We start from the raw sequence: 13,414 nt of genomic DNA, 5'->3' as shown, positions 1-13,414 counted from the left end.
TAACCGCCTGCCACGCGCATCACCCGCTTACGGGCCGAAGTAGGTGGAAATGCTGGAATACACGTCCGAGAAGCGCGAGTAGTAATCCGGATCGGTCTGCGCGGTGCAGAACGAGTAGCCGCCATACAGGCCGCCGCGCAGCTGGTAGGCGCCACCGCTGGCGACGGTGAACAGGCCCGAGCCGGACGAGCCGCCCTCGGTGACGCCATCGTTCCAGACCACACGGTACAGCGGGCTCTTGCCGTCGATGCTGGTGCTCAGCCCGTTGACGGTGCCCAGCGAATACTTCTTGACGTCGCCGGACGGGTGGTGGATGCCGACGATCGAGGTGCCGGTCGCGCCGATCGCCGCGCTGTTCCATGCCGCATAGAATGCGCCGCTTGGCGGTGCGGTCTTCAGCTCCAGCAACGCGGTATCGCGCGTGGTGTTGGCGTGGCGCAGGAATGCACCGCCGGTCAAGGTGGTGGCCTGCGAGCTGGCGGTATTGCCGTTGCAGCTGGCCGCGTCGTAGAACCAGTAGGTCTGCAGTGTGTTGGCGACCGTCTGCGTACTGATGCAATGCGCTGCAGTCCAGAACAGGTTGCGCTTGGGCGAGTTGGTGTTGTTGAGCAGCGTGCCGGTGCACAGGAACGAGCCCTGGCTGGTGGTGAACACCATGCGCGCCACCGCCTTTGCGGCATTGGTGAAGCCAGCGGTGGGATTGGCGCGGCAGACGATATCGTTCTGGCAGGAATCGCTCTCGCCGATGGCAATGGTCATCATGTCGCGCGCGCTGGCGGTGGGGCTGATGTCCAGGTGCGACAGCTGCGGGATGCTCAGGCTGAAGTTCTCCGGATACTGGCCGGCCGGCAGCGACAGTTCCACCAACAGATTCTCGCCGCTGACCGTCGGCGACCAGCCGATGGCGTCGCCGCTGGCGGCGAAGCTGGCACCGGATTGCTCGAATACCCGGCCATCGTCGCCGGCAAAGCGCAGCGTCACCTTGGACGGATCGCCCGGCGTGGCACCGGCCCCACGCAGGATCAGCGACGCACGCAGCGAGGCCGCCTGCGCAGAGCCGACCTTCAGGGTCGCCACACGTGAGCCGTCTTTGGCCATCTGCCAATCGAGCGTGGCCAGATTCACCAGCGGCTTGGCCACCGTGCGCGAAAACCCGATCTGCAAGGGCTGCCCATGTTTGACCTGTGCGATGCGACGCTCACGCACGCGACCGATCTCGGTGCTGGTGGGCGCAGTGAGTTGCACCACACGCGTGGGCAGGATGCCGCCACGCAGACTTGCCGACTGCAACGTCGCCGCGCCGAGCTTGGCCGCCTGCGGTGCGGTACTTACCGGCGCCGCATCCATTTCGGTCGGCGGCGTTGCCAGTGCAGCGCCGGAAACGGCGGAAAACAGCGCCAGGTACAAGGCATTCTTGCGATTCATGGGTAGTCCTTCTCGTCAGGGAACGACAGGCTGCGGCGGGGGCCACAGCCTGCGGGCGCCATCGTTGGCGCCGAACGAGACTAGCGAATGTTTAAAGCTGAATATGTGCTGAAAATCCCGTTCAGAGATTGGCAGTCGATAAAAAGATCATCGTGTTTTGCATGCAGCAGTCGACGTATGCACGACTTGCCAGTGGTCTTGCGCAGACGAACACGCACATGCGTGGCGCCGCAGCGCCGCATCCAGGAATCGTCTGCAACACGTAAGCTGCTTTGCCTGCGGCAACTGCGATCGCGCAGTGCACCGGCAGCGCCGCCTTGATCAAGCTGTCAGGCGATGCAGGTAGCTACGCTGCATGCGGGATGGCGAGCGCGCATAACCTTGGCGGGCTTTGACAAGCGCGCGCTACGTCCCTGCAAGCAGGCATGTCGCCGCACGCCGGCAGCCAGCAGCAAGGTCTGCACATTGGCTCGCGACGAATTATTCCAACGCGTCGCTGGCGCGGAAGTCGGTCGAGCGACCGTTGGCTTTCAAAAACGCCAACACTGCAAGCCCGACCACCATCCAGGCCGTGCCGCCGAGTTGCGCATGCTGGTCGGCATTGATCAGCACATAGGCCAGGATCACGATGCCGATCAACGGCGTGGCGACATGCAACAGCACGCGGCGGCCCTGCCCGCGGAAATGCCACAGCACCGCCACGTGCAACAGGATGAAGGCGGTCAGTGCGCCGACATTGCACAACGAGGACAGCAGCGCGATCTGTCCGACGAAGACTTCGCCCAGCACCATGCTCAGGCCTGCCACCAGCAGGATGGCGCGCTGCGGCACGCCGGTGCGTGGATGGATGTAGCGCAGAAAGGCCGGCAGCTGGCGGTCGCGCGCCATGGCGAACAACAGGCGCGAGGTGGCGGCCTGCGCCACCAACGCGTTGGCGATCGCCGCACTGATCGCGACCGTGAGTGCAATGACGATCTGCAACCACGGCCCGGCGATCAGGCGCCCGATCTCGAAGAACGCATCGTTGGAGGCCTGCGCGTCGGGATAGCGTTGCAGGGTGGGCTGCAGCAGCGCGGCCAGCCAGGTCTGCAGCACGAACAAGCCGGCCACCAGCAACAGCGCCAGCAGGGTCGCGCGCCCGACCACGCGGTTGCCGCCACGGGCTTCTTCGGACAGCGTGGAGATCGCATCGAAGCCCAGGAACGACACCACCGCCACCGACAAGGCGCTGAAGATCAGCTGCGGCGAAAAGGCCTGCGGGTTGTAGAACGGACGCAGGTTCCAGTGCGCACCATTGACGCCACGCTGGATCGCCAGGCTGGCCAGCACCACGAACACCGCCAGCACCACCAGCTGCGCGTAGAGGAAGAAGCGATTGGCACGCGCGGTGGTTTCAATGCCGCGCAGGTTGACCAGCGTGTTGAGCACCACGAAGAAGGCGATCCACGCCGGCTGCGGCAGCGCCGGCAATACGTTGTGCATGGCGTTGGCGCCGACCACGTAGAGCAGGGTGGGCACCAGCAGATAATCCAGCAGGATCGCCCAGCCGGCCAGAAAGCCCATGCCGCTGCTCAGACCGCGTCCCACATACGCATACACCGAGCCGGCGACCGGAAACGCCTGCGACATCTGCTGGTAGCTCAACGCGGTGAACAGCATCGCCACGAAGCCGAGCAGATAGGTCAGCGGCACCATCCCGGCGCTGATGTCGAACACGCCGCCGAAAATGGAGAACGGCGCCGTCGGCACCATGAATACCAGCCCATAGATCAGCAGGTCCTTGAGCGTCAGCTGCCGCTTGAGCTCCTGGGTGTAGCCAAAGCGTTCCAGCGCGGTCGCATCGTTGCGGCGGGGGGTGTCGGTCATGCAGGTGTCCGCTGAAAGGGATGCCGAGTCGCGACGCAGGCGCCGTGGGAGCGTCTGCACGTCGATGCTGCAGTGCAGCCAGCTGACCGGCATTGTGACGATAATGTGGCCGCCAAGCCCATCCATTGGTAAAAATGCTAGGTTTTCCATGCCGGATGTCATCCAGCGGCGTACGTCGACACCGAAGGACCCCACATGTTCGACATTCTGGCCAGCCTGGGCCGCGACCTGCAGGCGCTGCACACGCTCAATGCCTGCCTGGACCGGGTGTTTTCCGACGTCTGCGGGCTGGGCTTCCAGTCCCTGGTCTACGACTACGCACCAGTCCCGCTGAGCCTGGAAGGGGCATTGATCACCCCGTCGGTGTTCATGCAGCGCAATGCGCCGGGCGACATGCAGCACATCTGGTGCGAGCACGGCTATTACCAGCACGACCCGGTGCAGCAGCGTGCGACGCGCCGCACTACGCCATTCGTGTGGTCCTACCGCAGCGACGGCGAGATGGAGGGCGTGGAATACGTCGGCAGCCAGCATCGGCAGGTCACGCGTTATCTGTGCGATAGCGGTATGGGAACCGGTGTCACCGTGCCCCTGCACCTGCCGGGTGGAGCGTTCGCGACATTCAGCGCTGCGGTCGATGCGGTCGCGGCCGAGGCGCCACGGCTGGCCGAAGCGCAGCTGTCGCCATTCCTGCTGCTGGCGCATACCTTCCAGGCACGCGCGCAGGAACTGCTCGATCCGCAGGAACGCCGCTGCCACCACATCGCGCTGACCCGCCGCGAGCGCGAATGCCTGCAGTATTCGGCAAAAGGGCTGACAGCCAAGAGCATCGCCGCTGCGCTCAACCGTTCCACCGCCACGGTGAACCTGCATCTGAACTCGGCAGCGCGCAAGCTGGGTGCGCGCAATCGCGTCGAGGCCGTCGTGCGCGGCATGCACTATCGATTGCTGGAGCCGTAAGCCCGGCGTGCTCGGCTGCGGCGACACGCCGCGATAGGCGATTTCCCTGCAGCGAAAGTTTGCGATCGGCAGGCGCAATCGCTGCACGGGTTGGTGCCCGTCCTGGCGACCGATGATGCGCCCGGCCGCGCGAGCAGCCGGCTCCGAGCTTCGAACGCGCCACGAACCTGGGAGTTTTGCCAGTTAACGCGCGGCGGTTGCCTCGCTAGGCTCGGCGCTCATTCTTGCCGTTAGCAGGCGCAGGTCATGCAGTCCACCGAGGGTTACGTCGAATTTCGTGGGTACCGGACCTGGTACCGCATCACCGGCGACCTGCGCAGCGACGCCTGCCCGCTGATCGTGCTGCACGGCGGCCCCGGCTGCACCCACGACTATGTGGACAGCTTCAAGGACCTGGCGGCCAATGGCCGCGCGGTGATCCATTACGACCAGCTCGGCAACGGCAAGTCCACCCATCTTCCCGATGCAGACCCCGGTTTCTGGACGGTGGGGCTGTTTCTGGACGAGTTGCAGGCCCTGATCACGCAGTTGGGGCTGTCGCAATACGCGCTGCTCGGGCAGTCCTGGGGCGGGATGCTGGCGGCCGAGCATGCGGTGCGGCGGCCGGCCGGCCTGCGTGCGCTGGTGATCGCCAACTCCCCGGCATCGATGGGCCTGTGGCGCGCTGCGGCGCTGCGGCTGCGTGCGCGCCTGCCCGAGGACATCCAGGCGGCGCTGGACGCGCACGAGGCAGCCGGCACCCTGGACGACCCGGCCTATCGCGCCGCAAGCCAGGTGTTCTACGCCCAGCACGTCTGCCGCGTGCTGCCGTGGCCTGCCGAAGTGGCGCGCACCTTCGCCGCCATCGATGCCGACCCGACCGTGTATCACGCCATGAACGGCCCGACCGAATTCCACGTGGTCGGCAGCCTGCGCAACTGGAGCATCATCGAGCGCCTGCATCGCATCAACGCGCCCACGCTGGTGCTGTCGGGCAAGTACGATGAGGCCACACCGGAAACGGTGGAGCCGTACGCACGCCTGATTCCGGACGCGCGGTGGCATGTGTTCGCCAATTCCAGCCATATGCCACATGTGGAAGAACGCCCGGCGTGCATGCGCCTGGTCGGCAACTTCCTCGACGACCAGACGCCGTGGCCCGGCGAGCAGCTGGTGCATGCCTCCCTGCAGGCCAGCCGCGCTGTTTGAGTGGATGGGGTGGGGTGTATGTAAGTGCCGTGAAGCTGAGCGTGCCCGGCTGCGGTGCGCAGCTGCGACGCGTCGCGATTGAGCATGCGCTGCCTTGCTTGCGCATCGTGCGAGCAAGGTTCGAAGAGTGGTCGTGAAGAGCAGTCGTGTTGATACACGCAGCTGTGCCTCAACCGCGTGTCGTTGAGCCGACACATCCAATGCGGATTGCCAGCTACGGTCGAACACCACCTGACGCACACGTGGTCGGACCGAAGCGGCCTGACATCTTTGAGAGGCTGGGCGTAGCGCCAGCGCTCGCGAACCGCCGCGATTGCGCCAAAAGCGCAAGCACGCATCGTCTTCTGCAAAGCACCATCTGACGTGGCGTAAACCACACAAACCACACAAACCACACAAACCTCGCAAACCGCATGGGCCTGCGATGACGCTGCTGCTACGCACCAATGATGCTCACAACACACGTTCGTGTGCAGTGACCGCCGCGCAGCATTGCGTGTCGCACTTCGATGCCTAGAAAACGCATTTGCCACCAGCAACTGCGGTCGAACGCGCGCGTGAGCAAACCGGCATCGGCCTGCGTTTGCATGCATGAAAAACACATCTGCATACAGAGCAAAACACCGTGCACGCCACAATGGTGTCCTGTCCCGGGTGTCTCGTGCTGTCTCTTTTGCATGTCCTGCACGGAGAACACCGTGGTGCGTCAAAGTTTCAGTGATGGATAATTGTTTTATGTTTTAAATCGCGCGAAGAATGCGGCCCCCACGCACCGCTTTGCTGTTGTCGTCGCTCCGGCGCAGGCAGCACGCATCGCTTTTCCACACTTTGGGAGAGGCTGCATGATCATCAAGACATTTCAGGGCGCAGTTGCGCTTGCCCTGTCCGCCTGCGCTGCGGGCGCCATCGCCGGCCCGGTCGGGTACGGTGCCGGCACCACCGGCGGCGGCAACAAAACACCGGTCACCGTGACCACCTTCGAGGCGATGCAGGCTGCGATCGACAGTTATTCCGGCAGCGGCGGGTTGGTGCTCAACTACACCGGCAAGTTCGACTTCAGCAGCATCAAGGACGTCTGCGCGCAGTGGAAGTTGCCGGCCAAGACCGTGCAGATCAAGAACAAGAGCAACATCACCATCAAGGGGGCCAACGGCTCGTCGGCCAACTTCGGGCTTTGGGTGGTGGGCAACTCCAGCAACGTCATCATCCAGAACATGACCATCGGCCTGCTGCAGGGCGGTGAAGATGCCGACTCGATCTCGCTGGAAGGCAATTCCAGCGGCTCGCCGTCCAAGATCTGGGTCGACCACAACACCGTGTTCGCCTCCTTGACCAAGTGCTCGGGCGCCGGCGATGCGTCTTTCGATGGCGGCATCGACATGAAGAAGGGCGTCCATCACGTCACCGTGTCCTACAACCACGTCTACAACTACCAGAAGGTCGCGCTCAACGGATACAGCGACAGCGACACCAAGAATTCGGCTGCGCGCACCACCTATCACCACAACCGCTTCGAGAACGTCGAATCGCGCGTGCCGTTGCAACGGCGTGGACTGAGCCACATCTACAACAACTACTTCAACAACGTCACCACCTCGGGCATCAACGTGCGCATGGGCGGGGTGGCCAAGATCGAGTCCAACTACTTCGAGAACATCAAGAACCCGGTGACCTCGCGCGACAGCAGCGAGATCGGCTACTGGGACCTGATCAACAACTACGTCGGCAGCGGCATCACCTGGGGCACCCCGGATGGCAGCAAGCCGTACGCCAACGCCACCAACTGGATCACCACCAAGGTGTTCCCGGAACCGCTGGGCTACACCTACAGCATCACCCCGGCCGCACAGGTCAAGGCCAAGGTGATCGCCACCGCCGGTGCGGGCACCAACCTGGCCGAGTAAGCGGCAACAGGGTGCGGTCACATGGATCCCCGGCCTGGCCGGGGATTCTTGTCTGTGGGATGCAGCTGGTTCGCGCCTGGCCGGTTCGCGGCAAGGCACGGCGGCCACCGGTGGTTGCACGTGGCGGTGAATCCCTGGCGGTGGATGCAGGCAAGCGCCCCCCAAGGTTGATCGACCTCGCTCCGGCGCTGGCGTCAAGAGGCGCGGCAGGCGCCGCGACGCGGTATCGTGTCGCGATCCCATCCATGCAAGCCTGTCCATGCCGCTTCCAACCGATCCCGTTGCTGAGCACGCTCCGTCCGCCGCGCCCACCTTGCGCCACGCGCTGAAACCGCGGCAATTGATGATGATGGGCCTGGGCACGGCGATCGGCGCCGGGCTGTTTCTGGGCTCGGGCGTGGGGATCCACGCGGCGGGGCCGGCAGTGCTGGTGTCGTACCTGATCGCCGGAGCGCTGGTGATCATCGTGATGAACGCGCTGGGCGAAATGGCCGCGTCCAAGCCGGCCAGCGGTGCGTTTTCGGTATACGCAGCCGACGCGATGGGGCCGACCGCTGGTGCGACGGTGGGCTGGTTGTGGTGGCTGCAGATCGTGGTGGTGATCGCCGCCGAGGCGGTCGGCGCGGCGGGCCTGCTCGCCTCGGTATGGCCGGCATTGTCGGTGCCGTTGCTGGCGGTGGTGTTCATGGCCACCTTCACGGCGATCAATCTGCTCGGCGTGCGCAATTTCGGCGAGTTCGAATTCTGGTTCGCCATCCTCAAGGTTGTTGCGATCGTGGTGTTCCTGCTGATCGGTGTGGCCCTGCTGGCCGGCTGGTTGCCCGGCGTGGTGTCGCCGGGGCTGTCCAACTTCACCCAGAACGGCGGATTCGCACCCAAGGGGCTGGCCGGCATCGGCTCGGCGTTGCTGGTGGTGGTGTTCGCCTTCGGCGGCACGGAAATCGTCGCAGTGGCTGCGGCGGAAACCGCCGACCCGGGCCGCAGCCTGGCACGCACGATTCGCACCGTGGCCTGGCGCATCCTGGTGTTCTACATCGGCTCGATCAGCGTGATCGTGGCGGTGGTGCCGTGGACCAGCGCGGCGCTCAGCTCGCCGTTTGCCGCCGTGCTGGAGGTGGCGCGCATTCCCGGCGCGGCCACCGCCATCACCCTGGTCGCCGTGGTGGCCTTGCTGTCGGCGCTCAATGCCAATCTGTACGGCGCCTCGCGGATGATCTTTTCACTGGCGCAGCGCGGCGAAGCGCCACGGCTGCTTGGCAGGACCAGCGGCGAGCAGGTGCCGCTGGTGGCGGTCATCGCCAGCGTGCTGTTCGGATTTGCCGCAGCCGCGCTGGAACTGCTGTACCCCAACAAGGTGTTGCCGATGCTGCTCAACATCGTCGGCGCCACCTGCCTGCTGGTGTGGACGATCTCGCTGCTGTCGCAGCTGATCCTGCGCGCACGCGCCGACCGCGCCGGCATCGCGTTGCCGTTCCGCATGCGGGGTTATCCGTTTCTGACCCTGCTGGCCCTGGCGATCCTGGCGGTGATCTTCGTGCTGCTGGCGTCTTCGGCGGACACCCGCGCGCAGTTCCTGTCGATGGTCGGTCTGACTGTCTTCATCGCCGTGGTCAGCGAAGTGGCGCGACGCGTGCGTGCGCGGACATGAACGTGTAGGTCAACGCGGCTGAGTGCGTGATCGTCCAGCGGCGCAAATGCGGCTGCACTGCGCTGTTGCACACCGTCGAAGCGAGAACATGCAAGCAGTCTTGCGGTTTCGCTGCCATCAGACAGGCGAGTGGCTGGATCTGCCGATCCAGCTCGGCTACTGTCATTTGGCCGATTCTGTTCGTTGCATCGGTTGGCTGGAATCATCGGCGCGCCAGCGCGCGACGATGAAAATGCATCGCTTCATTCCTTGATTGTTTCAGCAATCATCGCCGGGGTTCGTGCATGCATGCCGTTTCGTCCGAGAATTCTGCTGCCTTGCCTGCCGCCCGCACCCTGGAGGCAGTGCATGCGCTGGCCTATCCGGTCGATACGCATCTGGACTCCCTGTATCTGTCGCGCCTGGGTGGCTTCGATTACTGGAAGGGCGACTGGAAAGCGCATCGACGCTCGCTGATCCTCTGGCTGATGTCCAGGACCTCGCCAAGAGGTCGCAACCAACCGCTGATGTACCACGTCAGCGGCCCGGACTTTCTGGCCGGCGGCTACGGCGCTGCCTGCTTCAGCGCCCACGCGTTGTGGGAGAACCTCTTCGGCGCGCCGTTTCTCGACCCCTGGAACAACTGGGTGGAGCATCAGCGCTATGTCGAGGAGATGGTGGCCGCGAGCAAGGGTCGGATGCGGCTGGCACGCAGCGCCGCCGAGCTGCGCGCGGTTCGGGCCGAGGGTCTTTGCTGCGCCATCCTGTCGCTGGAGGGTGCGCATATGCTCGGCCCACGCGGAGTCCGCAGCCAGGCGCTGCGGCTGGAGCGCCTGGACATCGCTGCCAGCGCCGGCGCCGCCTATGTGACGCTCAACCATTTCAGCCATACCGACATCTCCCAGGCCGGCTATGCGCCGCTCAATCCGTGGCGCGGGATCGAAGGGGCGGGGCTGTCGGAATTCGGCCGCAAGGTCGTGGAGCGCTGCATCGATGCCGGACTGCTGGTGGATCTTTCGCATACCTCGAGCCAGGGCGTCCTCGATGCCTGCGCCATCTGCGTCCGTCGCAACGTGCCGGCCTTCGCCTCGCATGCCGCCTCGCGCAGCGTCACCCGTGGCGCCGAAACGCGGCCGTCGCGTCATCTCGACCGCGGGCTCGACGACGCGGCGATCCGCGCCATCGTCCAGACCGGTGGCTGCATCAGCGTCATCCTGGCGCCGTACTTTCTGCAACATGCCTATCTGGCCGACGGCAAGCCGAACATGGATGCCGATCTCGCCTTTGTCGTCGGCTACTACGAAGCCTTCGCCCGACAGATCGCCGCCATGGAGATCGTCGAGGATCCGTGGAAGCACCTGAGTTTCGGCAGCGATTTCGATGGCGGCATTTCCAGCCTGCCGACCGGTCTGCGCAGCGGCGCGGATCTGCCCAGGCTCACGCAGGCGATGCTGGATGCCGGCTGGCCCACGCAACGCATCGTCGATGTGTATAGCGGCAATTTCCTGCGGATCTGGGAGCGGGTGCGGCCGTAGCGTTTTCCGGCGACTTGCGTGCGGGTGCGGTGGGGGAGCGCGGCGACCCTCCATCGCGTGCCGGTGTACCTGGGATAGCCGGGTGCATCGCTGTGCGTAACGCGTCTGCGTGCAAGGAATGCGCGCTGCAGTGCACACCGGGTGTAGCATCGCCGAGAGGGCCAACAAGGCTACAACGTCAGGCAGGCGCGGCCGGTGCTACGAATCGGCATGAGCCACGCCTGCGCTGCGGTTCCGGGCGCGCCGTCCGCACCCACCTGACGACCACCCGCGGCGGGTTGTGGGTCGCTGCTGGCTGCACAAGCGCGGCAATTTGCCGCAGATGCGACGCCGTGTCGCATCGGGAACGAGCACGACCGTCCTTATCATGATCCCGTAGCGCACAGGTCGCGATCGACCGGCACTGGTGTTCGGCAATCGACCTGCAGCCTGTGCGCTGATGCTGCCCCATCTTTTTCCTGGAGGATTCTCCATGGATGCCTTGCTGTTATCGCGGATCCAGTTCGGATTCGTCATCGCATTCCACGTGCTGTTTCCCGCGTTCACCATCGGGCTGTCCAGCCTGCTGGCATTTCTCGAATGGCGCTGGCTGCGCACCCGGCTGCCGGTGTGGCGCGAGCTGTATTTCTTCTGGCAGAAGATCTTCGCGGTGTCGTTCGGCATGGGCGTGGTCAGCGGCATCGTGATGGCCTTCCAGTTCGGGGCCAACTGGCCGGAGCTGAGCCGGATCGCCGGCAGCGTGATCGGCCCGTTGCTGAGCTACGAGGTGCTGACCGCGTTCTTCCTCGAAGCCAGCTTCCTGGGCGTGATGATGTTCGGCTGGGGGCGCATCTCCGAGCGCCTGCATTTCCTGGCGACCTGCATGGTGGCGCTGGGCACGCTGTTTTCCACGTTCTGGATCCTGTCGTCCAACAGCTGGCTGCAGACCCCGGCCGGCTATGAGGTGGTCAACGGCATCGTGCATCCGGTGGCGTGGCTGAAGATCATCTTCAACCCCTCGTTCCCGTACCGGCTTGCGCATATGGCGCTGGGCTCGTTCATCACCACCTGCTTCGTGGTCGGTGCGGTGGGGGCGTGGTATCTGCATCGCGGCGTGCACCGCGAGGCCGGGCTGCGCATGCTCAAGCTGGCGGTGGCCTTCGCGGCGATCACCGTGCCGCTGCAGATCTTCGTCGGCGACATGCATGGCTTGAACACGCTCAAGCACCAGCCGATGAAGATCGCGGCGATGGAAGCGCACTGGCATGACGAAGGCCAGGGCAAGGGGTTTCCGCTGGTGCTGTTCGCGCTGCCCAATGCGCAGGCCGAGCGCAACGATTACGAGGTGGCGATCCCGCGCCTGGGCAGCCTGATCCTGACCCACAGTGCGGAAGGCAGCATCGCGCCGCTGACCTCGGTGCCGGCGGCCGATCGCCCGCCGGTGCTGCCGGTGTTCTTCGCCTTCCGCATCATGGTCGGGCTGGGCTCGTTGATGCTGCTGGTGGCCTGGGTCTCGGCGTTCGCCTGGTGGCGCGGCAAGTTGCTGCAGTGGCGCTGGTTGCTGGCGACCTGGCGCTGGATGTTGCCGAGCGGCTTCATCGCGCTGGTGTCGGGCTGGTTCGTCACCGAGATGGGGCGGCAGCCGTATGTGGTCTATGGCCTGTTGCGCACTGCCGATGCCGTGGGCCCGCAATCGACGCTGATGACCGCAATCTCGCTGGCGGTGTACGTGGTCGGCTATGCGTTCGTGTTCGGCTGGGGCATCTGGTACCTGGTCAAGATCGGCAAGATCGGCCCGACCCCGCATGACGCGCCGCAGCTTGACCACGGCGAACACACCCCGGCGCGGCCGCTGTCGGCGGCCGACGAACCGATCGACGGAGCCGCATGATGGACATGAGCAGCGTATTGCCGGTGGCGTGGTTCGCGGTGATCGGCTTCGGGGTGCTGATGTACGTGGTGCTGGACGGCTTCGTGCTCGGCATCGGCATCCTGGCGCCGTTCCGCAAGGACGAAGCGCAGCTGGATCTGATGATGAATACCGCCGCGCCGATCTGGGACGGCAACGAGACCTGGCTGGTGCTGGGCGGGGCAGGGCTGCTGGCGGCGTTTCCCAAGGCGTATGCGGTGATCCTGTCGGCGCTGTATCTGCCGGTGCTGTTGATGGTGATGGCGCTGGTGTTCCGCGGCGTGGCGTTCGAGTTCCGCTTCAAGGCGCATCGCTCGCGGCGGCTGTGGAGCAATGCCTTCGCTGCCGGCTCGATCCTGGCCACGTTTGCGCAGGGCGTGATCCTGGGCGCGCTGGTGCAGGGCCTGCCGATCGAAGACGACCGCTATGTCGGCGGCATCTGGGGTTGGTTCAGTCCGTTCGCGATGCTGACCGGCGCGGCGCTGGTGTTCGGCTACGCGCTGCTCGGCAGCACCTGGCTGATCCTCAAGACCGAAGGTCATGTGCAGCAGCTCGCGCGGCAGTTGAGCCGGCCGCTGACCATCAGCGTGCTGATCTTCATCGGCCTGGTCAGTGCGTGGTTGCCGTCGCTGCAATCGCATGTGATGGACCGCTGGTTCAGCGGTGCGCATTACCTGTGGCTGATGCCGGTGCCGGTGCTGGTCGCCATCGTCGGCTTCGCGCTCTGGCGTTGCACCGAAGCGGGGCGGCCGGATACGCCGCCGTTCCTGCTGGCGATGGGCCTGTTCGTGCTCGGTTTCCTCGGCCTGGTGCTGGGCATGTGGCCGTATCTGGTGCCGCCGGTCTACACCATCTGGCAGGCCGCCGCGCCGCCGTCGTCGCAGCTGTTCGCACTGATCGGTTTGGTGGTGCTGCTGCCGCTGATCCTGGGCTACACGGTGTGGTCGTACCGCGTGTTCCGCGGCAAGATCACCGCCGATACCGGCTATCACCACTGAGCGGGCGCAGGCCGCATCGGTGC

At 65.1% G+C, this 13,414-nt stretch carries 10 protein-coding genes and 1 other RNA gene; 9 read left to right on the top strand and 2 right to left on the bottom strand.

Annotated features, from left to right (window positions below; all coding sequences use genetic code 11):
• Window positions 1–27: 27 nt before the first annotated feature.
• On the bottom strand, window positions 28–1,425 hold the full coding sequence (locus AC06DU_RS14560) for a trypsin-like serine peptidase (protein WP_478202701.1): 1,398 nt from the start codon (window positions 1,423–1,425) through the stop codon (window positions 28–30).
• Between the two features lie 480 nt (window positions 1,426–1,905).
• Complete coding sequence (locus tag AC06DU_RS14555; RefSeq protein ID WP_478202700.1) at window positions 1,906–3,291, bottom strand: APC family permease; 1,386 nt, start codon at window positions 3,289–3,291, stop codon at window positions 1,906–1,908.
• A 195-nt stretch (window positions 3,292–3,486) separates the two neighbouring features.
• On the opposite strand from AC06DU_RS14555, the gene AC06DU_RS14550 reads away from it, so the two are divergent.
• The 9 genes from AC06DU_RS14550 to cydB all read left to right on the top strand — a co-directional run bounded on the left by AC06DU_RS14550 (window position 3,487) and on the right by cydB (window position 13,391).
• On the top strand, window positions 3,487–4,251 hold the full coding sequence (locus AC06DU_RS14550) for a LuxR family transcriptional regulator (RefSeq protein WP_478202699.1): 765 nt from the start codon (window positions 3,487–3,489) through the stop codon (window positions 4,249–4,251).
• A gap of 246 nt (window positions 4,252–4,497) precedes the next feature.
• Entirely contained in the window at window positions 4,498–5,439 is a 942-nt protein-coding gene (locus AC06DU_RS14545; RefSeq protein WP_039813374.1) for a proline iminopeptidase-family hydrolase, read from the top strand.
• Window positions 5,440–6,281: 842 nt separating this feature from the next.
• Window positions 6,282–7,343, top strand: coding sequence for a pectate lyase family protein (locus AC06DU_RS14540; protein ID WP_046343682.1), 1,062 nt, complete (start codon window positions 6,282–6,284; stop codon window positions 7,341–7,343).
• Window positions 7,344–7,602: 259 nt separating this feature from the next.
• Window positions 7,603–8,991: an amino acid permease gene (locus AC06DU_RS14535; RefSeq protein ID WP_026064748.1), complete on the top strand. Its 1,389-nt coding sequence runs from the start codon at window positions 7,603–7,605 to the stop codon at window positions 8,989–8,991.
• Window positions 8,992–9,079: 88 nt separating this feature from the next.
• The gene (locus tag AC06DU_RS14530; RefSeq protein ID WP_478202698.1) at window positions 9,080–9,244 is read left to right on the top strand and encodes a hypothetical protein; all 165 of its coding nucleotides are present in this window, start codon (window positions 9,080–9,082) and stop codon (window positions 9,242–9,244) included.
• 31 nt (window positions 9,245–9,275) lie between these two features.
• The gene (locus tag AC06DU_RS14525; RefSeq protein WP_478202697.1) at window positions 9,276–10,505 is read left to right on the top strand and encodes a dipeptidase; all 1,230 of its coding nucleotides are present in this window, start codon (window positions 9,276–9,278) and stop codon (window positions 10,503–10,505) included.
• Between the two features lie 210 nt (window positions 10,506–10,715).
• Window positions 10,716–10,792, top strand: a non-coding RNA gene (locus AC06DU_RS14520) — sX9 sRNA.
• Window positions 10,793–10,977: 185 nt separating this feature from the next.
• The gene (locus tag AC06DU_RS14515) at window positions 10,978–12,375 is read left to right on the top strand and encodes a cytochrome ubiquinol oxidase subunit I (protein WP_024938732.1); all 1,398 of its coding nucleotides are present in this window, start codon (window positions 10,978–10,980) and stop codon (window positions 12,373–12,375) included.
• Window positions 12,375–13,391 (top strand): cytochrome d ubiquinol oxidase subunit II, encoded by a 1,017-nt coding sequence (gene cydB, locus AC06DU_RS14510; protein ID WP_039519768.1) that lies wholly within the window; start codon window positions 12,375–12,377, stop codon window positions 13,389–13,391. Before AC06DU_RS14515 ends, cydB begins: the two co-directional genes overlap by 1 nt.
• Window positions 13,392–13,414: the final 23 nt, after the last annotated feature.

This window comes from Xanthomonas sp. NCPPB 3200, assembly GCF_056393585.1.
Note: the sequence above shows the minus strand (reverse complement) of the source record. Positions and strands in the feature narration are given on the sequence as shown.